We start from the raw sequence: 22,152 nt of genomic DNA, 5'->3' as shown, positions 1-22,152 counted from the left end.
TTCATGGGTCAAAGAACTGATCTCAATATCTTGTAAACGTCTTATCTCAACAACTATCGCAATCGATAAAAAAAGGCCGGAAACAAAAAAACCACCTATCACAAGTGATAGGTGGTTTAAAAAAAGACCAAAGGCGGGTCGCTTCAGATCAAACCTTTGCGGACAGCTTTTGAGATGGCTTCAGATTGGGAGGTTGCGTGGAGTTTCTTGTAGATATTGCCGACATGAAATCGCACCGTAGGAACGCTGATGGACAATTCGTCGGCGATGAGTTTATATGGTTTGCCGGATTCCATCAGTTTGAGTATGGATTTTTCGCGTTCGGTTAACGAAGCGTCTTCATTGTTGCTGGGAACGGATTGACGTTGAAAATGATCGACTACTTTTTTAGCGATAGACGGAGACATTGGCGCGCCGCCTTCCTGTGCTTCTTTTAACGCTTCAAGCATACGGGCCGGAGAAGTTTTCTTGAGTAAATATCCTGAAGCGCCGGCGCACAATGCATCAAAGATAGTTTCAGATTCTTCATACACCGTTTGCATGATTACAATAATATTTGGAGTGACTGCTTTGATTTTTTTTACGCCTTCAATACCGGACATGCCGCCGGCTAAATGAATGTCCATCAAAACGATTTCCGGCTTGCGCACGTTCAATTCTTTCAACAAAGCTTCGCAGCGTTCATATGCGCCGACGCATTTGAATCCTTCCGTTGAATCTAAAATCAGATGTAATCCTTGCCGGATAATTTTGTCGTCTTCGACGACGGCTACTTTAATCATTGTGTAATTATTTGGTTGTTTTGAATAATACGTAAAGAACATTACCGTTTCAACGGCTTTTTCATTAAGCAGTTATTGCAATTGTTCTTCCGTCGTTTTATAATTCGTATCCTTTCAGCTCATTTAACGGATTGCTTTTGTCATGAATTCAACTCTTGCTGGAATACTCGTCTATATAGTTGTACAACTTATCATTGGTTTTCTGGTTTCGAAGAAAATTCGAAACGAAGAGGATTATCTCCTTGCCGGGCGAAGTCTTGGTTATGGTCTGGCGATTTTTTCGATTTTCGCGACATGGTTTGGTGCTGAGTCATGCATCGGGACGGCCGGCGCGGCGTATGAACTTGGTTTAGCCGGTGTGACAGCCGATCCGTTTGGATATGCTGTTTGTTTGATTGTTATGGCGTTGGTCCTCGCTGTACCTTTGTGGAAAATGAAATTGACAACGATCGCCGATCTTTTCAAGATTCGGTTTTCGCAGCGCACAGAACGGTTGACGGCCATTATCATGATTCCGACGTCGCTTTTGTGGGCCGCGGCGCAGATCCGCGCGCTGGGAATGATTTTATCGGCTTCGTCGGAACTGACAGCGACCATGGCCATCACATTGGCCGCCGCCGTGGTGATTGTGTACACCGTGATGGGAGGACTTTTGGCCGATGCTATCACGGACGTCGTACAAGGTGTAGCGCTGATTGCAGGGTTAGTCATATTGATACCGATTGTAATGACCTCCGACACAGTAACGGCCATACCTGATCTTTTTGTGTTTCGCGATTCTGCAACCGTCCACTCGTGGTGGTCGTCACTGGAAGAATGGGCCATTCCGATCTGTGGTTCGCTCGTTGCACAGGAATTGATCTCGCGCGTGATTGCCTGCCGGTCACCGCAGATCGCAAAACGTTCAACACTATTGGCAGCGGGAATGTATCTCGTTGTAGGCATTATTCCGTTGACACTAGGCTTGGCCGGATTTTATTTGATTCCGGGTTTGGAAGAACCGGAACATGTGCTTCCGATGATTGCGCAAAAATATTTACCGTCTTGGATGTACGTATTGTTTGCCGGCGCGATTGTTTCGGCCATTTTGTCGACCGTCGACAGCGCCCTGTTGTCCTGTTCGGCGCTTTTTTCTCACAACATTCTTTTATCAATGAAGCCCGGTGTCGCCGAAAAACAAAAATTGTTATATAACCGCCTGGGCGTGGTAGGTATGGGAATTCTGGCTTACATTTTAGCTCTGCACGCGGAAGGCGTTTATAATTTAGTCAAAGACGCTTCGTCGCTTGGGAGTGCCGGAATTTTTGTCGTCGCTATGTTCGGAGTATTTACGCGGTTCGGAAAAGAAAAAAGCGCCATCACTGCGTTGTTACTGGGAGTTGTTGTGTGGATGGTGGCGAGTTACGGTTACGAATTCGAATTAAGTTATCTGCTTGCATTAGCAGTATCGTTCGCAGGATACATCATCGTCGCTTCTTTTGAAAACGGAAAACCTGCCTAAATTCTTCTTCCTGTAAATCGGATCGTGCACCCTTGTTCATTTCCCGTTTCAATTTCGATACATCCTCCGATAGCACGGGCACGTTCCTGCATATTGACTAACCCGTTGCCATGGCGTTGGTGGGATAAGTCAAAGCCTTTGCCGTCATCCTTTAATGTCATACTGAAAGATTTTCCATTAACGTTTGCCTCCAGCGTAATGCGCTTACAACCGCTATATTTAAGAGCATTGTTGATACCTTCTTTAAAAATCATGTACAGATGACGGCGAAATTCCATCGGCAATTTTACCGATTGCAATGCTGAAAGATTACCAGTAATAAACTCGATGTTATTTTGAAAAATAATTTCCTCAATGGACTCTTTCAGGCGAATAATTAACTCGTACAACGAATCGCGTTTCGGGTTAATCATCCAGATAATATCGCGCATTTCTTCATATAAGGATTGTGAAATATGGTCGATGGTTTGCAGATTTTTTACGACCAATTCGTTTTTATCCGGCTGCAGCGCCGCAATTTGCGTGAGGATATGAACTTGAGTTAGCCCGGCGCCGATTGAATCATGAAAATCGGCAGCAATTTTTGAGCGCATGCGTTCGATAGCAAGAACGCGTTGCACGCGATTGTATACAATCAGCGCAGCCGTTCCACCCACCGTGAAAATGATCAATGCGATAAACCACCATGTTTTCCAGAACGGAGGCCGAATCGTAAAAGTAAATTGCAACGGCTCACTCCAAACGCCCCAGGCATTGGCCGCCTGAATTTCAAACGTATAATGACCGTCATGCAAATTAGAATATTGCACAAAATTTCTCGGTGTTTCGACCCAATCCGGATCCACTTCCGACATACGATAGCGATACATGACTCGCTCCGGCATAGCCAAATGAATGCCGATAAAATCAAATTTCAGATAATTTTCGTTGTAATTAAAAACATGGCCTGCCGGAAGTTTTTTTAAATCCACATCATCTTCAAAAATTCTTAGACGGGTCAAATGGATTCGCGGCGGAATGGTGTTGATTTGATCTTCATTTGGATTGTAACGCGCAACTCCACGAGTGGTTCCAAACCATAAAATTCCATCTGCATCGGCATACGCGGCTCCGTGAATACATTCATCGCTGGGTAATCCGTCGAAACGAGTGAGGATCTTTTTTACTCGCGGTTCACCGCTTACATCCAGAACAGTTATACCTTTATTGGAAGTGAGATACAATTGATTCGACCGGTCTTCAACGATAGTGAAGATGGTGTTATCGGATAAACCTTGCTCCATGGTCATGGCAAAAAAAGGTTTGAGCGTGTCTTGAGGATTAAATACAATCAGGCCACCACCCGTCGTGCCGATAAAAAGTTTTTTTTTAAAAATATGAAGACCGTTGATTTTTTCTGACGTAAGCCCGTCAGCCGCCAGCCATCGCATCACGCGATCGCCTTGAATCGCCCGAAGTCCCTGGTCATCGCATCCAATATATAATGTTCCGGCTGAATCTTCGGTCAAACTGGAAATAATCATATCGCCGAATTCCGGAATTTTTTCAGGAATTCCTAAGGATGCCATCTTATATAATCCCAGATTCGTTCCGATGTAAGTAATGCCGTTTCGGGCTGTGTGGAGGGCAAATACTCTGGGTAACAATTTGCTTGAATTAAGAGTAGACAGTCGGCCGTTACTTAAAGCACTGACGCCTTGATCCGTACCAATCAAAAGTTTGCCTTGTGAGTTTTTGGCAAAGCACCACACGGCATCATTCGCTAGTCCGTCGGCGCTCGTTTTACTCTGCAATGTTGTTGTGTTTTTATCGAGGAGTAACAAGCCCGACCCGTAAGTTCCCAAACATAAATGTCCTCTATCATCTTCTCCGATACTCCAGATCTCATTTTCCGTCAATCCGGTTTTTTTATTATAAAACATCATTTGCTTCGGCGAATATAAACTAACGCCACCGGCAACATAGTGGCCTATATAAATCGTTCCATGTGAATCTTCAAAAAGTGAATTGACGAAATCATCTTGCAAACCATTCGACGATGTCAGGATTTCCGGGTCGCCTTTTCCGAGAATGGTAACGCCGGTCGATGTTGCGACATACAGTTTACCGTCACGCGATTCAATCACATCCCAAACATCGTTACCAGACAAACCACTATTGTCCGTAAGCACTGTATAAATTGAGCCGTTGTAAATGGCCAGGCCCTTATCGGTACAGATATAGATATAACCATTCCCTGAACGAAATAATCGGCGTGTAAATTTCGAAGGCAGTCCTTTGCTTAAACTGGACAGGATGGAATTTTCTAAAATATTCAGACCGCCGGCTGTTGCGATGATAATCTGCTGTTTATAGAGTGCTAAAGAATAGACGATATCACTGTTGAGTCCGTTTGCTTCAGTCCAATTTACGACAACCGAATCTTTGCAATAAAAAAGACCATTGCCTTCCGTTGCGAAGAACCATTCATCATTTCCTATTCGCAAAATTTTACGAATATGTTTTCCTGAAAAAAATTTTTTTTTGAACGGTGACATGACGTCGTTGTGATAAAGAAATACACCGTCACTCGTACCAAGATAAAGTCCCGTGCTGTCTTCCATCATGTCGTAGATGACGGAACCAGTGAGCCCGTTCCGGCCGTCGAAATTAGCAAATGACGTTCCATCCCAGCGCGCCAGTCCGGCAAAAGTTCCGAACCACATATAACCGTCATGATCTTCCAGCATACTCAAAATCTGAGACTGTGGAAGTCCGTCTTCAATGTTTAACGTTCGGTGGATTTTGATTTGCGCAGTACTCATACCGGCATTCACCAAAACCCATACGACGAATGCGATGAATTTTTTCATGAGGCACGCGATTTATGGATTGGATCTTGAATCGCTACGTTTTTTCAGGATCACCGAAAAGAGGATATTCAGAATAGCCGCTGCCATATAGGCATAGGGCAAATACTTTTTATTTTGAGCAAACATGTCGGCGGCTACTACTAATAAGACGGCGCTACCGAAATATACAAGCCATGTTTGCTTGTGATGTTTCGTTTTGAAAAAAACGGCGATATAAATAATTCCTGCGCCTATATAAATCCAACCGAACGGGTTGGCGTTGACCACAGCATCGTAGCCCGCCAACAATAACGGGAGAGCACTGAAGATCAAACTTAATGCAGAAAGTTTTTGTTTATTCATCAAAGCGGTGATTAAAAAAATTATTCTGGCAAACGCTAATAGGATTCTGGATTAATCGCCGGCGCCGTGCCGTCGCAGTAGTCCTGCAATTTCCGGGTGTTTTTTTTCAAGCGACAACATCACGGCCGATTTGCCGTCATCGGTACGGGCATGAATATCTGCGCCGTTTTGAATCAATAACTCGATCATATCCGATTGGCCATTGGCTGCAGCGCTGTGCAAAGGCGTGTACCCTCCATGCTGGCGCGCATTCACGTCCGCTCCGTTTTCGATGAGCATTGCGACAATGGCGAGATGCCGGGCGGCAGCGGCGGAATGAATCGGATGCACTTGCATCGGATTACGCGACGAAGACTTTGGATCCGCACCTTGGCTGAGCAAAAACTTTGCTATTTCTTTATGACCGAAATAAGCGGCTAGATGTAATGCGGCAAATCCGTCGTGTGAATACGCGTGAACAAAATCCGGATTAGCTTGGATGGAAGTTCGAACCATGTCAATCTTTCCGATCGCCGCCGCTTCGAATACAGTCAATTGCGGGTTGAAGCTGAGAAGAAAGTCCAGAATTTCGTGTCTCCCGTAATAAGCGGCCAATAAAAAAGTCGATTCGCCGGTAGAAGTCTTAGCATCGATCAACGAGGGATTTCCTGCTACCAGTGATTTGATGGCTTCCAATTGACCTGCTTTCAAAGCTTCGATCATTTGATGTGCCGCATCCATGAAACCTCCGGAAATCAACTTTTTAATGTAGCTTGCAAAATCAATTTAGTGCCGGTCAGCGCTTTTGATACCGGACAGTTGGTCTTGGCTTCTTCAGCAATTTTTTGGAAGGTTGCGGCATCGATCTTGGGTACCCACCCTTCACAAGTAATTTCAATTTTGGTAATGCTGAAGCCGTCGCCGACTTTTTCGATAAACACTTTGTCTTCGGCTTTGACGGCCGTCGGAGGAAATCCGGCGCTGGCCAGCGCGTGCGAAAAAGCCATGGCAAAACATGCGGAATGCGCGGCGCCGATCAACTCTTCTGGGTTAGTACCGGTGCCATCTTCAAAACGCGAAGTAAATGAATACGGACTAAAAAGGGTTCCGCTCTCGGTTGTCACATTACCGTGACCGCTTTTGAGATCCCCTTTCCATTCGGCTTGTGCTTTACGGACGGGCATATCAGACTCCTTTGGTATGTATCGAATTTAATAACAGTAGAGACTGAAGAAACTTAAAAAGAAAAAATCAAAAAGCAAAGAAGTGAATATATAGGCAGCAATCAGGCTAGGCGGTCATCATTCATTCAGACATCATAAATAAACATGACCGAGTTAGAAAGCTCTTTTACGCCGCCTGTAGAACGATAAAATTCAATGGCCTGAAAATTTTTCTCGTCTGTTAAGACAAAAATTTCAAAACAATTAAGTTGGCGCGATATTTTTTTTAATTGTCCGATCAATTTCGAACCGACGCCTTGTCGCTGGTAAGGTTCAAATACATCAATCGAATACAAAAACATAGCGGGCTTCAGTCGATCCGGGTGCGGCAAAACAAAAGACCATGAATATCCGGCTGTTTCTTTTCCAATATAAGCAACACTCAGCACGTTGAATTTATTTTTAAAAAAGGCGCGATTGGGAACAGCATTTGGTTTACCGGCTTTCAAAAAAAGTTCTTTGAGAAATTTTTTATCGAACTTTGATATTCGTTTAATTTTAATAGTCATTGGAATCAGTTTACTTATAAGCCTTATTTGCTAAATAGTACAATCCTGTTCGTATTCGTTCCTTTACGGTTATTGCCAACGCCCCAAATGTTGGCCGTTTTCGTAAATCGCTGCTCATTGATCAGGACGCCTTTGCAAAAAAAACCTGCATGGATACCGAGCGGAACAACATGTTCGTCAAGACGGATTTTACCATTACGCACTTCGCCGACTTCAAATGCTACGTGGCCGCCGGGTTTGGTTATTCGGTAAAGCTCATAAAAGACATCTTGCATGATCGTTTCCCATTCTGTGACAGAACGAGCTGTCGATATACGTATAGTTTCAGAATTAATGCCGTTGAACCAGCATCGCAGCCAGTTATCACTGGCGTATTGCACGACATCCAGAAACGGAGGCGAAGTGACTGTCAATTGAACAGAGTTGCCAGAAATAGAATCTGTCTGACGCGCGTCGTTTGTCAGGAAAATCGCTTTCTCTCGAATGACCCGAAGGTGTTCGCGCTGTTCGTTCGAGACGTCACGAAGAAGGATTCTGCTTTTTTTAAGAATAATTTTTTTGGTATCTCTGTAATCCGGTTTTTGTTTCCTTTTAGCATTGATTCGTTTCTGATCTGCCGGTGTAACAGCTTGATTAGGCGGCAGCGTATACACTGAAAAAAAACCTGACGAATGTCCGGTTAATCGATTGGTCGCGACCATACGAATCCATCGATCACTATCGTCTTCTTGTCCGCTCGAAATGCGTTTTAGAAAATATTTTTTCAACAATACAATTTCAGTTTCGGTTTTTGGATGAAAAAACATCGAGAGGTCGATATCGGCATGCGCTTTTTTCTCAAATGAAATTTCCGATAATCGTTGTTCGATTTGTTCAAGGGTTGGCGGAGATAAACGCGGGCCGGTAAGCAGGACGCTCAGAGGATTGATATCGTTAGCAATAACACGGCGACGGAGTAGAGCTGCTTCCAATGCTGTAGTACCTCGACCGCTGAAAGGATCATACACTATGTCTCCGGTTTGTGTCAGCGATTCAATGAAAAATTTCGGCAATTGAGGCTTGAAACACGCTCGATAAGCAATTTCGTGAAGCGAATGCGCTTGCCGCTGTCGCGGGGTCCAGAATTCACCGGTAAACTTCTGAAAAGAATTATTGCCGATAAGTATTTTATCTTGAGAGGACGAAAGCACATGATCAAATTTCAATTCAATTTCAGAATCTTTAATCATATGTTACAAAATCTTAATCTTATAAATCTTCCCGTCGAACGAACAAATATAGATTTCCTGCGAACTATCGACACCAAATGAAGCTATCGACAATCCGGATTCGATCAAAAGTTTATTCGTCGCCACATTACCGGTCATTTTGATCGTCCAGATTTTTCCGCTTCCAAAATCGCCGTATATATAAGCGCCGGTGAGATCGGGCAGTTGAGTGCCGCGGTAAACGTAACCGCCGGTTACCGAGAATCCTTCGGAACGCGGGTAATTCCATACCGGCAAGGTCAATCCTGTCGTGTCACATGAAGTCGAGTTATAACAGAAATATCCTTCCATGATATTCCATCCGTAATTACCGCCTTTTTCAATAATGTCGATTTCTTCCAAGGTGTTTTGTCCTACGTCGCCGGCCCATAAAACCCCTGTCGCAGGATCGAAACTAAACCGCCATGGATTACGCAATCCATAAGCAAAAATTTCTTGTTTTACAGAGGTGTTACCATAGAACGGATTTTCCGGAGGGATTTTGTACCGTACATCAACTGTAGCTCCATTGATATCAATGCACAAAATTTTTCCGAGCAGGGTCGTCAAACTCTGGCCGTTGCCGCGCGGGTCGCCGCCGGATCCGCCATCGCCCGTCGCAATGTACAAATATCCGTCCGGTCCGAATGCCAATTGTCCGCCATTGTGATTGTTATACGGCTGTGAAAATTCAAGAACCATGAATTCACTTCCGGCATCGGCAAGATTGGAATCGGTCGCACTGATTGAAAAACGCGAAATCACAGTTCGCTCAGGCTGAGAGGCTGTGTAATTGACATAAAAATACCCGTTGGTTTTAAAATGCGGATCAAAAGCAAGCCCCAGCAAACCTTCTTCATTACCGCGATCGTCAACCTTTGTACGGATATCAAGAAAAACTTCAGATGAGTCCGCTAAAGAATCGTTGGGAAATACTCGAATAATTCCGGCCTGTTCGACGACAAAAATACGATTATCACCCGCATGCTGAAAATCAACCGGACGTTCAAAAGTCAGATTCGGAAAAGCCTGCGCCACGACATAAACGGGCATTTCATCGGGCGTTTCGTCAGGTGTATCTTTTTTATTGTCCCTGCATGAAAAGAACATGCAAAAGGCTGTGATACAACACACATGAAAAACGAACATTCGTTTCTCTTTATTTGAAATGATCGAGGAGTTGTTCATTGGTTGGAGATTTTTCGATGAGTCCCAGAAGCGTTCGCAAAGCTTCTTTAGGTTGAAATTTAGCAATAGAGCGGCGAAGTTTCTGATGCTGCGGTGTACGCTCGCCGAAAAGCAATTCTTCGTTGCGCGTCGCGGAAGCATTGACGGTAATGGCCGGAAATAAACGCTCTTCGGCTAATTCCCGGTTCAATACCAATTCCATATTACCGGTACCTTTGAATTCCTGAAAGATCAGTTCATCCATTCTTGAATTGGTTTCAATCAATGCGGTAGCAATGATGGTGAGCGAACCGCCGCCTTCGAGATTACGCGCCGCGCCGAAAATGCGTTTTGGAATTTCCAGCGCTCGGATATCGACGCCGCCCGACAAAGTACGTCCGCTGCTTTTTTGATGTACGTTGAATGCCCGGCCCATGCGTGTGAGTGAGTCGAGCAACATCACGACGTCTTTGCCGGTTTCGACTTTACGTTTCGCGTACTCGAGTGCGAGCTGAGCCAACCGGATATGACGGCCGCCTTCGCTGTCGCTCGAACTGGCAAATACTTCGCCGCGAATCGTGCGGCGCATGTCCGTCACTTCTTCTGGCCGCTCATCGATCAACAGAACGAGCAATTCGATTTCAGGATTATCCGCGCTGATGGCGTGCGCCATTTCCTGCAGAAGCCTTGTTTTACCGGCTTTGGGTGGAGCTACGATCAAACCGCGCTGGCCCTTGCCGATTGGGCAAAGCAATTCGACCACACGCATACTCAACGCGGAATACGTTCCTACGAGTTTGATTTTTTCATTAGGTTGTATGGCGTCGTGTGCCGCAAATTCTTTGAGAACGGCCCAAACATCCGGCGCCAGTCCATTAACCGTCAGAATGGCGGTTGCCTGCGGACTGCCTTTACCGCTCGGTTTTGCCTCACCTTCGATCATGACGCCGGCGCGGAGATTGTATTGACGGATCAATGGCTGGGGTACATACACATCCGCCGGTGTACTTTTGAGGTCCAGCGATAAAACGCGTGTAAAACCGAAACCTTTTGGATCAATTTCGAGTATTCCGGAAAACGAGTTGGACATGTGAATAAATCAAATAATTCAGTGGAATGGTTGGAGGAGGAATTAAATGAATATTGGAAATAGCGGCTGAACAAGCAAGCGGTTTTTTGACTGGTGAAAAGTTATCAGAACGTGTACATTAATGTCCGTATAACCGGAAAGGGTTCTTTTATGAAAATTTTTTGGTTAGCAGCCTTATCGATTTTTATCGCATGTACGTCCGGCAAAAATACTCCGACGGTGACGATGTCCGCCACCGCTGATTCGTCGAAAATAGTTTTGGTGACCAAGGATGAACCCGGAGATCTTTTGGTGGTATCTGGAACGGTTTATTCTGATGATGGAGTGATGCCTGTCCATGGCGTTCGTTTGTTTGTCTATCATACGGACCAAAAAGGCCTTTATTCAGCCGATAATGATCCACGAAACCCTCGCATCAAAGGCACTTTGATCACGGATTCGCTTGGAAGTTATGAATTTCTGACGATCAAACCCGGAGCCTATCCGTCCGGTGGTGTTCCGGCACATATTCATTTTGTCGTGCAAAAAGACGGATATTTGGAAACCAAACCAGAAATGTTGTTTGAGGGCGACCGCTATTTGCGCCAGACCGATTATCAACGGGAGGAGCTTTTAGGCGATTTTGGCACCATTCGAAAACTCGCTAAAGATTCAGCGGGTGTAAGCCGGTCCACGTTCAATATTAAATTAATCAAAAAACAGTCTCCATAATGGTCGATTTTTTGTTAGTCCGTTCGTCATTTATATAAATTGTTGAATTTTCAAGGGAGGAATACACGATGGCTCAATTTATTTTATTACTCCAAGGCGGAGAGTTTTCCGAATACTCGGAAGAACAAATGCAACGTATTCGCCAGGAATATTACGCATGGTCCCAGAAATTAGCCGCCGAAGGCCGCAATCTCGGAGGAAATGAATTGGCGCATAGCGGCCGAATTTTAAAAAAGAAAGGCGGCCAGTTTGTCGATGGTCCCTTTACCGAAACAAAAGAAGCCGTCGGAGGATTTTTTCAAATCGAAGCGAAAGATCTGGAAGAAGCTACGACTATTTCCCGCGAATGCCCGCATTTGAAATTTAAAGGCAAAGTTGAGGTTCGGGAAATCGTAATGCATTAAAATAAAGAATTCAAATTCTACCTAAAAATTGATTATAAAGGAACATCATGCCACAATATATTTTATTGTTACCGGGCGGGGACTTCGAAGGCGTTTCAGCCAATGAAATGCAAAAAATAAGCGAAGATTATTTATCATGGGTCGACACCTTGAAAAAAACCGGGCGTTACAAACGTGCCGCGCATTTACTTGACGCCGGGCGCGTCTTACATAAAGAAAACGACCGGGTCGTCGATGGCCCGTTTACGGAAACGAAAGAAGCGATTGGCGGATACTATCAATTAGAAGCGAAAGATTACGAAGAAGCGATTGAATTGGCCAAAGCGTGTCCGCATTTGAAATACGACGGCACAGTCGAAATACGCGAAGTTATCGAACATCAAGAGGAGTGATTATGGGTTATTTTACCAAAGAGTTTCTGGAATTTTTCCGCTTATTGGAAAAAAACAATTCGACCGAATGGTTTCGCGAGAATAAACCGTGGTATGAAACGGCAGTAAAAGAGCCGTTTTATCGCCTGGTAGAAGAAATGATTCAACGGATTCACCAATACGATCCGAAAGTTGCTATCGCGCCGAAAGATGCCATTTTCAGGATCAATCGCGACATTCGTTTTTCAAAAGACAAAAGCCCGTACAAAACGCATGCTTCGGCTCTCATTTCGCGTGAAGGCAAAAAATCAAAAGAAGCGCCGGGTTTTTACTTTCAATTATCGGCTCATGAAATCATGATTGCCGGCGGCGCGTACATGGTCGAAAAAGAAAACCTTCATAAGATCAGGACGAAAATTGCGCGTTCGCCCAAAGAATTCGAAAAACTTCTTAAGCACGCTGATTTCAAAAAGAAATTCGGCGCCTTACAAGGTGAAACCAATAAAATTCTTCCTAAAGAATTTCAATCGGCCGTTAAAACGCAACCGCTCATTGCCAATAAACAGTTTTATTATATGGCGGAACTGCCGGTAAAAGCGATTACCGGTAATCTTTTACCGGACGTAATGATGGCTTATTATAAAGCCGGACAAGCGGTCAATAGTTTTCTGAGAGAGGCAATGTACGGAAAACGCTAATATAGTTTTACTTATAAACATTAACTTTTGGAGGTATTATGAACAATGCAATTAATTGGTTTGAAATTCCGGTCAAAGACATGAACCGCGCTGCCGCTTTTTATGAAAAAATTCTAGGCGCATCTTTGCATCGCGATAACATTATGGGATTTGACATGGCTTTTTTACCATGCGATCAGGGCTCAGTCGGCGGCGCTTTGGTGTCCGGTGAAGGATACGTGCCCTCTGATAAAGGAGCATTAGTGTATCTCAATGGCGGCAACGATCTAAGCCAAGTACTCAACCGCGTTGTCAGTGCCGGAGGCACCGTCATTGTGCCTAAAACTAATATTACACCGGAAATCGGTTTTTTTGCGATTTTCAAAGACGTCGAAGGCAATAAAGTTGCTTTGCATTCAATGGAATAAATATTTTATCTTACATCACCCCGTATGTTGATTAATAATTTTTAAATGCGGGGTGATTGTTTTTTCCACTAATAATCATGACTCAAAAAGTCCATCAATTAGTAGAAAATCTTTTTCGGCATCAGACCGGTCAGGTGACGGCAACGCTTAGCCGTATCTACGGATTGGATCATCTGGAATTGATCGAAGACGCGGTTCAGGAGACGCTGCTCAAAGCGCTGCAGACCTGGCCGATCAAAGGTGTTCCCAAAAATCCGGGAGGGTGGATTTATACGTCCGCAAAAAATCTAACCGTAGACAAATTGCGCCGTGAAACCGGCGTCGTTACCCGCACTCACGATTTTGATAATTTATTGGAAATGCAATCGCATATCGGAGACGATCAGGAAATTTTTCTCGACGCCGAGCTCAAAGATGATGTCTTAAAAATGATGTTCGTCTGTTGTCATCCGGCTAATTCGCGCGAAGCCCAAGTGTCGCTGACATTGAACATTCTCTGCGGTTTCAGTGTGTCTGAAATTTCGAAGGCCTTTTTCGCTCAGGATACGACTGTTGCACAGCGATTAGTTCGTGCAAAACGAAAAATCAGGGATGAACAGTTATCTCTCGAAGCGCCGAAAAGCGGGGAATTAAAAATTCGCGTCGAATCGGTTTTGGAAGTTTTATACCTGCTTTTTAATAAAGGTTACAACGCCCATGAAGGCGAGAGTCTGATCCAAGAAGAATTATGTGAGGAAGCTATACGGTTACTGACCATTTTATCCGATCACCCGACCGGAAGGCTTCCGGAAGTGCATGCATTACTTGCGCTGATGTATCTGCAGATGTCGCGATTTCCAGCACGCCTTGATTCTAAAGGCGACATTCTGTTGCTGAGCGAGCAAAATCGCGAATTATGGGATCGTGCGATGATCCAACGCGGATTTTATCATCTGGATCTGGCTCGGCGTTCGGATGAACTGACAGACTATCACGTACAGGCCGGCATCGCGGCCTGCCATGCGCTGGCGCCGTCGTATGAGAAAACTGATTGGAAGACCATCACGGACTATTACGATATTTTATTGTCGATCAACGATTCGCCGGTATATGCTTTGAACAGAGCCGTTGCGTTAGCTATGAGTGGAAGACCTGATGCAGGACTCGATGCTCTCGAAGGACTGGCCCATTTGCCGACCATGCGAACCTATTATTTATATTATGCTACCTTGGGGGAACTGTTTACCCGTGCCGGCCGGAATTCCGATGCCGCTGAGGCCTACCGTCAGGCTCTGCAAACCGTTCAAACCGAACCTGAGAAAAAATTACTCCAAAAACGTCTTCTACTACTCCTCTAAATCTTCTTTTCAGTTAAAAAATTTCAGCTAAAAACTGATTTTCCGAAGACTCCGCATGCCAATGGGGCTACAATTAAGTGAATGTAATAAAAAAATCCTTCCTGCAACGGCGTGCTGATCAGAATTCAATTGCCCCTTAAATTCCCTGTTTTAATTCATAAAAATTTCGGAAATTTCGACCGAATCTTTTATGAAATAGATTCGTAATCTTGTTGCCATTCTATTTTTCGATTATCTGTTATTATTAATCAAGGAGTCGGTTATGAGAACGAAGGGGTTGTCTTTTCTGTGTCTGATACTGGCACTCGTTGTCAGTGCGACCGCACAGGAACAGGAGTTTAAATTTATCCAGGAATTGGGTGGAATTAAAGAATATCAATTGAATAAGAACGGGTTGAAAGTTTTATTGATGGAGGATCACTCGGCGCCGGTTCTAACATTTATGGTAACTTTCAACGTGGGATCGCGCAATGAAGTGATCGGCACAACCGGCGCGACGCACATTCTGGAGCATCTCATGTTCAAAGGCACGCCGAATTTTAATCGCGAAAAAGGCAATTCACTCGACATGTCATTCGGGCGATTCGGCGCAATCAATAATGCCTCAACATGGAACGATTATACTAATTATTACGAAATATTGCCGAGCGAACATCTTGAAATGGTGGTCGAAATCGAAGCGGATCGCATGCGCAATTTGAGTTTGCTGGAAAAAGATAAAGCAAGCGAAATGACGGTTGTCCGTAATGAATTCGAACGCGGCGAAAATGATCCATTGGAAGCGCTCGATAAAAACATCTGGGCTACGGCTTACCAGGCGCATCCGTATCATCATTCTGCGATCGGATGGCGTTCCGATATCGAAAATATTTCGATTCCCAAACTCAAAGAATTTTACGATACGTTCTACTGGCCGGACAATGCGACCGTGACCATTATCGGGGACTTTGATCAGAAAAAAGCATTAAGCCTTATTTATAAATATTTTGGCGTAATTCCCCGGTCACCGAAACCGATTCCGCAGATGACGACGGAAGAACCGGTGCAGGAAGGTCCGCGCCGGGTGATCCTCCGTCGTTCCGGTCCTAACGGTATTGTCGGCGTCGCTCACAAGATTCCGAAGGCCATTTCAAAAGAGCGATATGCTGTGGCCGTTTTAGCAACGGTTCTCGGAACCGGCAAAAACAGCCGTTTCTATAAATCGCTGATCGATCAGGGATTGGCGTCCAATGTCTATATTCAAAATCTTCCTTTCCGCGATGAAGGCCTTCACATCAGTTATGCTTATCTGACTCCCGGCGTTGCTCATGAGAGCGTCGAAAAAATCATTCATGATGAATATCAAAAAATCATCGATCAAGGCATTACGAAAGCCGAATGCGACGCCGCTATCGCCCAGCTTAAAGCGTCCGAGACCTACGCGCGCGACGGGTCGTTTTCTATTGCCGGACGGATCAATACGGCCATTGCAGCCGGCGATTGGAAATGGTTTGTAACGTATGTGGATGAGTTGTCAAAAGTAACGCCGGAAGACGTTAAAGCAGTGGCCCAAAAATATTTGAAAGACGATCAGATGACGGTCGGATATTTTATCCCGAAAGAAGGCGCAACGACCGGCAGCCTTGATCAACATTCTGTAGGCAATTATGCGCGCCATTATCGTGCAGAGAATGAAAATGAATTGATCGAAACCAGCTCTGTTATTGAAGCCACCGGCATGGCCGCAAACATTACCGATAAGAAAGTTGCAGGCATTCGTGTTTTGTCGATGAAAACAGGAGCGAAAAACATTGTCACCATGAAAGGTTGTTTAATGGCCGGCGGTTATTTTAATCCTTCCGGTAACAAAGCAATCGCCGATCTCACCGCAGCAATGCTCGATCAAGGGACGACCAAACGAGATAAATTTGCGATAGCGGCGCAATTGGAAAAAATCGGCGCGCGTATCACTTTCAGCAGCGGTAACGAAACCCTGAATTTTTCCGTCAGTTGTTTAAGCGCCGACGTTCCGACTGTGATCAATATTTTGGCCGAACAACTGCGGTATCCGTTGTTCGATGCTTCCTCATTTGAAATTGTCAAAAAACGGCGTATGGCCTTATATCAGGAAGAGATGGACGATACGGATGTACGCGCCGAAGAAAAACTAATGGAAACGATTTTTCCAGCATCGCATTCGAATCATGGGATTTTATCCGAACAAATGGTAAAGGATATTGGAAAAACAACGTTGACAGAGATCAGTGATTTTTACAAAAAGCACTATGGTCCTGCTTCGATGATTCTGGTGGCTGTCGGAGATGTTCGTGCCGATGAATTACAAAAAAGCATCCAGACCAATTTCAACGGCTGGAGCGGAGGAGTTAATTATACTATTCCTAAACGCGCGGTACAATCCAAATCCAGTAAGCCCATTGTCGTGACTCTCAAAGACAAAACCAGCGCATCCCTGTCTATGGGTTTGCCAACAGGCATCCTGCAAAATGAAAAGGATTACGTTGCTTTGTACGTCGCGACGAATATTCTTGGCAATGATTTTCAGGATCGTTTGATGGCGACAGTTCGTGATAAAGAAGGGCTGACGTACGGCGTATATTCATTTTTAGGCGGACATACCTACAGTGATGGTTACTGGGAGGTTGTGGCTACGTTCAGTCCCGATCTGTTGAAAAAAGGGATGGAGTCAACCCGGCGTCAAGTTGATAAATGGATCGACGAAGGCGTGACCGAAGATGAATTGAAAGACAAAAAGACGAATATCAGCGGCACTTTCAAAGTAAGCCTTTCTACCACAGCCGGCATGGCGAATTCAATCTTGGCGCTTGCCCGCCGCAATGTTCCAATGGTCTGGCTTGACGAATATCCTCAAAAAGTAAACGTTTTGACTCTGAAAGAAGTCAATGATGCCATTAAGAAATACGTGGTCAAAGAAAATATTTACACCGTAGTCGCCGGCAGTGTTGATGAGAAGCTTGAAAAATTATCCGAGTAGGAATCAAAGGTGGTCCCTATAAATAAAAAAGCCGCCTCAGATGAAGGCGGCATTTTTATTGCGTATCAATTTCGTTTATTCTTTCGGTAACTGTACGTCGACAACCATTTTCCATGATTGATCGGATTGTTTTTTCCATACGTGCAAATAATGTCCCTTTTCGGCTTTTGATTCGTACGAACCGTATACATAGCCTAAATCTCCGGATGTCGCAACATCCCCGTCAATGGGTTTCCATGTCAGGTCAGTTTGTTGGCCAAGCAACGCTTTGATTGAATCTGCTGAAGTAGCCGGAAAATGTCCCATGCGGACAATGTGGGCATCTGCGGTAAGATGCTTCATATAAGTTTCGGTGTTGTTTTTGGCTAATTTTGCAAACTCCTCATCCCATTTCGTCAGCGACGTTTCAACAGCTTTAGTATCTACGGTTTTAAATTCACGCTTTTTATCTGAGCCTTTAGGGTAAGTAAGTTTAACTTCGTGCGCCGGTTTCGTCTCGACTCCATTACCCATATCCACAACGACTTTCCACTTACCGTCGGTTTGCTTTTTCCAAATGGAAACGTAATAGCCCCAAAATGGCGGTAGTTTTCTTGGTCCGTAATCCTTCATTTCCCACGGGCCATGCGAAACACCAAAGTCTTCGGACGCGGCAATATCGACAAATTCAGGTTCCCATGTCAGCAAAAGCGGTGAAGGTTTACGTTGGCTGTAAAATTTTTGCCCATCGATCGGATCCGGTTGAAAGACCACGCTTTCATTGGCAAGGTATTCTTTAAATGCATTGACGCGTCCGACTGCAACGGATGAACGCGAGAAATTACGTTCGGCCTCTGCTAAGGAAAATAAAGCGGTCGAACTGTCCGGATCCTGAGCAAACGTCGGCAGTGAACTGACCAGGATCAATAGTAACAAACTTTTCATGGGTTGGGACTCCTTTTGCGTTGTTATTCAACAAGTTTCAACGAGAATACGCAAATGTACACGAATGTTTCAGATTTAAACGGGTAATTTTAAGGGCATTCAGAATTTGCTTTCAAATCCTAAAGAAAGCTGAGTACCGGACAATTTGATGTTATTGTAAATGAGTTCACTGTTTTGGTAAGCAATTTTTGTATAAACGTTTCGGCGCGAGCTCAAATTATAGGCCAATTTAAAATGAACATTACGCTCATTGTTGGCATTGGTATATAGCAAAGCGCCGGTATAACTCGCACGGGGGTTGATATTACGCCAGTAATAATCCAATAAAAAAAATACTGACCATTTCATTGCGAGGGTTTTGCCGGCTACGAAATAAAATTGCTGCTCTGGCGCTGTACCTTTAGTCAATTGCGATGTAAACCATGACAAACCGTATCGTACGTTTAGTTGAATTTTTTTCGTGTATTCCAATTCAATCTCCGAGCCACGGTGCCAGCCTTTATTGGAGTTACGTTCAGGTAAAGGCGATACCGTCACGACATTGCTTTCCGTTATGAAACGTTCCGCATATGCACCAATCGTGACATTCAAATTAGGCGCCATCAAACGATGTATCCGAAATCGGATCGCATATAAATTTATTTTATCATCGGCATCACCGGCCAGATCCAAGAGCGTGTAACTGCCTTCCAGATCGGTACTCATCCATTCCGACCATTTCCATGCCCATCCGGTCGATCCTTGGTAGGTATTGTACCAAACCTGGGTTTGATCAATGTGATGATTTTGTTTGCGGATATTAGCGCCTGCACTCCACAATAGTCGTCCCCATTGCCGCTGATATTGCGCCGCAAATGAGCCGCTCATGGAATAAATACCTTCGTGCGGGCCGTACCACTCCGGCCGTAAGCGAAGTTGCAAATTCAAGAAATGAGGATTGTTCGAAAGCGTGTATTTAAACGTTGCATTAAAAGCCGTGAGATAATCCACATTGTTTTCGCGCAAATCATGGCCAGCCTTAAAATAACCTGCTTCACCGCTCAATCGAGCATCCCATTCGCCCGCAGTCGCTCTGCAGAAAAAAGCGATGAACATCAATATAAAAAGTGATGTAGGTAATCGGCGCACGATTTGATGGAATAAAATGATTGAATAGGTTCAGGCTGAATTAGCCGAAATGTTACGAAAAAAACAACGAAATTTTTAAAAAGAATGGAGGCAGGATGAGGGATTATTTTAATTTTTTCTTAATGAATGTACGATAAATTTCGAGTTCCTTTTCAGCTTGTTTGAGTAACTGAATATAGTCTTCCATGCTCAAATCCTGTTTTTGGAGATTCGAAAATTTTAGCACAACTGGGACATTGGTATTCAGTTGTTTGATTAACGTAACAACAACCTGAGCTTGGCTTACTATTACTTCATTAAATTTAACACCGGCTGAAGAACCAAAATCCGTAGTCTTTTCAGTTCGAGATGTCATAAAAAGCCCGATTGAACGCTGTTCGCTGACGTCTTCGATAAATTCGTCCGTTTTTTTTCTGAGATCGATAATGTCTTCGTATTCGCGGCGTGTTTGCTTGATGCTTTTTGAAAACGCATCGACTTCCGCCAGGGCTTTATTCAAGTAATCTGTATAAATAATTCTTTCAAGCGAGTCTGTTGTGGCTGAAAGTTTGATATCCTGAACACGTTGCGGATCAAACGTCAGAGATTTAATGACCGGTGACAATAGAATGCGTTTTTCAGTCCATGTAAGGATTTTATTTTGCAATGCCGTGCGATCGCCCGGATAATTTTTTTCTACCTCTTTTAGCGAATCGATGCGATGCCGGTACATTTGATCAAGCACATCACGGATTTCAAGAAGTTGATTTTCCAAAACGGCTACGATTTTCTGGTGTTCTTTGATACGAGAAGAAAGATAAACGCCGTTAGTCATCAATGAAGTTATAAGATCGCGATTGGAATAAGTCCGGCTTTTTTCGATATCAATTTGTTTGGCTGAGTATTCAAGTTGCTGACGCAGTGAATCAAGAATTATCTGTTCTTCGCGAAGTGTTTTACCGACTTCATTGTAATTAGATTCAAGATCGCTGATGGACTGCGCTTTTGCGAAAACTACGCTGGCCGACAAACAGACGACCCATTGTATTATAAAGTTTTTCATAGTAATCCAAATTTTTCCATTTTGTAATATAAGGTACTGGTTCGAATTCCCAATAGTTTTGCCGCTTGATTTTTGACGTTGTTGGTTTTTTTCAGAGCTTGTAAAACCAGATTTTTTTCAAAAGCCTCCACCGCTTCTTCGAGCGGCAAATTGTCCAATCCGGCGTGAAACGGTTTGTGATTACCGCTGACATGTTGTGCGATCAATTGCGGATCGATTTCTTTGCCTGTGGAAATGACGCACAAACGCTCAACCAGGTTTTCGAGTTCCCGGATATTACCCGGCCAGGAATAATTCATCAAGAGTTCCATGCCTGCCGGCGGGATAGTTTTTTGGGACTCGCCTTTGGATTGCGACAATTTCCTTATAAAATGATCCACCAAAGCCGGCAGATCTTTTTTACGTTCACGCAGCGGAGGCAGGTGGATGGGAATTACCCGTAGACGATAATATAAATCTTCGCGGAATTTTTCTTCAGCAACCCAGCGTGCTAACGGCCGGTGCGTCGCCGCGATAATGCGAACGTCCACGCCGATCGTTTCTTCTCCGCCAACGCGTTCAAATTCTTTTTCCTGAAGTACGCGCAACAGTTTTACTTGCATTGCGGGAGAAACGTCGCCGATTTCGTCTAAGAAAAGCGTACCGCCGTCGGCCAGTTCAAAACGTCCTTTTTTTCGTTTGATCGCACCGGTGAAAGCGCCTTTTTCGTGTCCGAAAAGTTCGCTTTCGAGCAATCCGTCGTTGAGCGCACCGCAATTAACTTTAATGAACGGCCGTTCTTTACGGGGACTATTGTAGTGTAGCGCACGAGCCACTAATTCTTTGCCGGTACCGCTTTCGCCTTCGATAAGGACAGAACTGTTTTCTGTAGCGACTCGTCGGATGAGGGCGCTGAGGTTTTGCATTGATTCCGACGCGCCGATCATTTCCTGATAATTACTGGCCAGTTCATCCTGCAATAATAAATTTTCTTCCGTCAACCGTGCGACGGTCTGATCGCGTTGAATTTTTTCAATGACTTTGCCGACGCGAATTCGCAATTCTTCGGATGGAAATGGTTTGGTCATAAAATCGACAGCGCCCAGTCGCATCGCTTCGACGGCGGCTTCAACCGTTCCAAAGGCGCTGACTACCATTACTTCAGTGGCCGGATGGGCTGATTTGATTGTTTGCAAAAGCTCCATGCCGCTGACCGGCTCCATTTTCAAATCCGTTATCACCAGATGAACCGTTTGTTTTTTGAAAAAATCCAATGCCGACGGTCCATCGGAAAATTCATGGACTCTGAAACCTTCACGGCGGAGACTTTCAGTCATACCTAAACGCATGACGGCATTGTCTTCAATAACAGCTATTTCATGCCGGGCGTTCATTTTTCACCTGTTTTAATAGAAATATTCAGTTTGGCCTGATGTGTGTGATCGTGCAATAGCACAATAAAAAAAC

General features: G+C 44.4%; 21 protein-coding genes. 8 read left to right on the top strand and 13 right to left on the bottom strand.

Annotation, left to right across the window (positions count from 1 at the left end; genetic code table 11):
* Positions 1-143: 143 nt before the first annotated feature.
* Positions 144-782, bottom strand: coding sequence for a response regulator transcription factor (locus tag K1X84_01935; protein MBX7150371.1), 639 nt, complete (start codon positions 780-782; stop codon positions 144-146).
* A 142-nt stretch (positions 783-924) separates the two neighbouring features.
* Between K1X84_01935 and K1X84_01930 the strand changes: the two genes are divergently transcribed.
* The gene (locus tag K1X84_01930) at positions 925-2,283 is read left to right on the top strand and encodes a sodium:solute symporter family protein (GenBank protein MBX7150370.1); all 1,359 of its coding nucleotides are present in this window, start codon (positions 925-927) and stop codon (positions 2,281-2,283) included.
* Here K1X84_01930 and K1X84_01925 read toward each other — a convergent pair.
* From K1X84_01925 to rho, 8 genes are all read right to left on the bottom strand, one after another.
* Positions 2,280-5,135 carry a hypothetical protein gene (locus K1X84_01925; GenBank protein MBX7150369.1) on the bottom strand — a complete coding sequence of 952 codons (2,856 nt, stop codon included), beginning with the start codon at positions 5,133-5,135 and terminating at the stop codon, positions 2,280-2,282. The genes K1X84_01930 and K1X84_01925 overlap by 4 nt on opposite strands.
* A 12-nt stretch (positions 5,136-5,147) precedes the next feature.
* Positions 5,148-5,477 carry a hypothetical protein gene (locus tag K1X84_01920; GenBank protein MBX7150368.1) on the bottom strand — a complete coding sequence of 110 codons (330 nt, stop codon included), beginning with the start codon at positions 5,475-5,477 and terminating at the stop codon, positions 5,148-5,150.
* A gap of 51 nt (positions 5,478-5,528) precedes the next feature.
* The gene (locus tag K1X84_01915; protein MBX7150367.1) at positions 5,529-6,197 is read right to left on the bottom strand and encodes an ankyrin repeat domain-containing protein; all 669 of its coding nucleotides are present in this window, start codon (positions 6,195-6,197) and stop codon (positions 5,529-5,531) included.
* Between the two features lie 14 nt (positions 6,198-6,211).
* Positions 6,212-6,640 carry an OsmC family protein gene (locus K1X84_01910; GenBank protein ID MBX7150366.1) on the bottom strand — a complete coding sequence of 143 codons (429 nt, stop codon included), beginning with the start codon at positions 6,638-6,640 and terminating at the stop codon, positions 6,212-6,214.
* A 125-nt stretch (positions 6,641-6,765) separates the two neighbouring features.
* Positions 6,766-7,188: a GNAT family N-acetyltransferase gene (locus tag K1X84_01905; GenBank protein MBX7150365.1), complete on the bottom strand. Its 423-nt coding sequence runs from the start codon at positions 7,186-7,188 to the stop codon at positions 6,766-6,768.
* Positions 7,189-7,211: 23 nt separating this feature from the next.
* Complete coding sequence (locus K1X84_01900) at positions 7,212-8,417, bottom strand: site-specific DNA-methyltransferase (protein MBX7150364.1); 1,206 nt, start codon at positions 8,415-8,417, stop codon at positions 7,212-7,214.
* A 3-nt stretch (positions 8,418-8,420) separates the two neighbouring features.
* On the bottom strand, positions 8,421-9,545 hold the full coding sequence (locus K1X84_01895) for a PQQ-dependent sugar dehydrogenase (protein MBX7150363.1): 1,125 nt from the start codon (positions 9,543-9,545) through the stop codon (positions 8,421-8,423).
* Between the two features lie 49 nt (positions 9,546-9,594).
* On the bottom strand, positions 9,595-10,692 hold the full coding sequence (rho, locus tag K1X84_01890; GenBank protein MBX7150362.1) for a transcription termination factor Rho: 1,098 nt from the start codon (positions 10,690-10,692) through the stop codon (positions 9,595-9,597).
* Between the two features lie 150 nt (positions 10,693-10,842).
* Here rho and K1X84_01885 point away from each other — a divergent pair, with 150 nt between their 5' ends.
* The 7 genes from K1X84_01885 (at position 10,843) to K1X84_01855 (ending at position 17,612) form a co-directional block, all read left to right on the top strand.
* The gene (locus K1X84_01885) at positions 10,843-11,403 is read left to right on the top strand and encodes a hypothetical protein (GenBank protein MBX7150361.1); all 561 of its coding nucleotides are present in this window, start codon (positions 10,843-10,845) and stop codon (positions 11,401-11,403) included.
* A 68-nt stretch (positions 11,404-11,471) separates the two neighbouring features.
* A complete protein-coding gene (locus K1X84_01880; GenBank protein ID MBX7150360.1) occupies positions 11,472-11,807 on the top strand; it encodes a YciI family protein in 336 nt (111 codons plus the stop codon).
* A 47-nt stretch (positions 11,808-11,854) separates the two neighbouring features.
* Positions 11,855-12,199 (top strand): YciI family protein, encoded by a 345-nt coding sequence (locus K1X84_01875; protein MBX7150359.1) that lies wholly within the window; start codon positions 11,855-11,857, stop codon positions 12,197-12,199.
* Positions 12,200-12,201: 2 nt separating this feature from the next.
* The gene (locus K1X84_01870) at positions 12,202-12,876 is read left to right on the top strand and encodes a DUF2461 domain-containing protein (GenBank protein ID MBX7150358.1); all 675 of its coding nucleotides are present in this window, start codon (positions 12,202-12,204) and stop codon (positions 12,874-12,876) included.
* Between the two features lie 38 nt (positions 12,877-12,914).
* A complete protein-coding gene (locus tag K1X84_01865; protein MBX7150357.1) occupies positions 12,915-13,283 on the top strand; it encodes a VOC family protein in 369 nt (122 codons plus the stop codon).
* Positions 13,284-13,360: 77 nt separating this feature from the next.
* Complete coding sequence (locus K1X84_01860) at positions 13,361-14,620, top strand: sigma factor, ECF subfamily protein (protein ID MBX7150356.1); 1,260 nt, start codon at positions 13,361-13,363, stop codon at positions 14,618-14,620.
* A 262-nt stretch (positions 14,621-14,882) separates the two neighbouring features.
* Positions 14,883-17,612: an insulinase family protein gene (locus K1X84_01855; GenBank protein ID MBX7150355.1), complete on the top strand. Its 2,730-nt coding sequence runs from the start codon at positions 14,883-14,885 to the stop codon at positions 17,610-17,612.
* Between the two features lie 75 nt (positions 17,613-17,687).
* Here the strand turns inward: K1X84_01855 and K1X84_01850 are convergent, their stop codons facing one another.
* From K1X84_01850 to K1X84_01835, 4 genes are all read right to left on the bottom strand, one after another.
* A complete protein-coding gene (locus tag K1X84_01850; protein ID MBX7150354.1) occupies positions 17,688-18,536 on the bottom strand; it encodes a hypothetical protein in 849 nt (282 codons plus the stop codon).
* Between the two features lie 99 nt (positions 18,537-18,635).
* Positions 18,636-19,664 (bottom strand): hypothetical protein, encoded by a 1,029-nt coding sequence (locus K1X84_01845; GenBank protein ID MBX7150353.1) that lies wholly within the window; start codon positions 19,662-19,664, stop codon positions 18,636-18,638.
* 103 nt (positions 19,665-19,767) lie between these two features.
* Positions 19,768-20,706 (bottom strand): hypothetical protein, encoded by a 939-nt coding sequence (locus K1X84_01840; GenBank protein MBX7150352.1) that lies wholly within the window; start codon positions 20,704-20,706, stop codon positions 19,768-19,770.
* On the bottom strand, positions 20,703-22,079 hold the full coding sequence (locus tag K1X84_01835; protein MBX7150351.1) for a sigma-54 dependent transcriptional regulator: 1,377 nt from the start codon (positions 22,077-22,079) through the stop codon (positions 20,703-20,705). The genes K1X84_01840 and K1X84_01835 overlap by 4 nt, the downstream gene beginning before the upstream one ends.
* Between the last annotated feature and the right edge of the window lie 73 nt (positions 22,080-22,152).

The sequence above is a fragment of the bacterium genome (assembly GCA_019695335.1).
GTDB lineage: Bacteria > CLD3 > CLD3 > SB21 > SB21 > JABWBZ01.
Note: the sequence above shows the minus strand (reverse complement) of the source record. Positions and strands in the feature narration are given on the sequence as shown.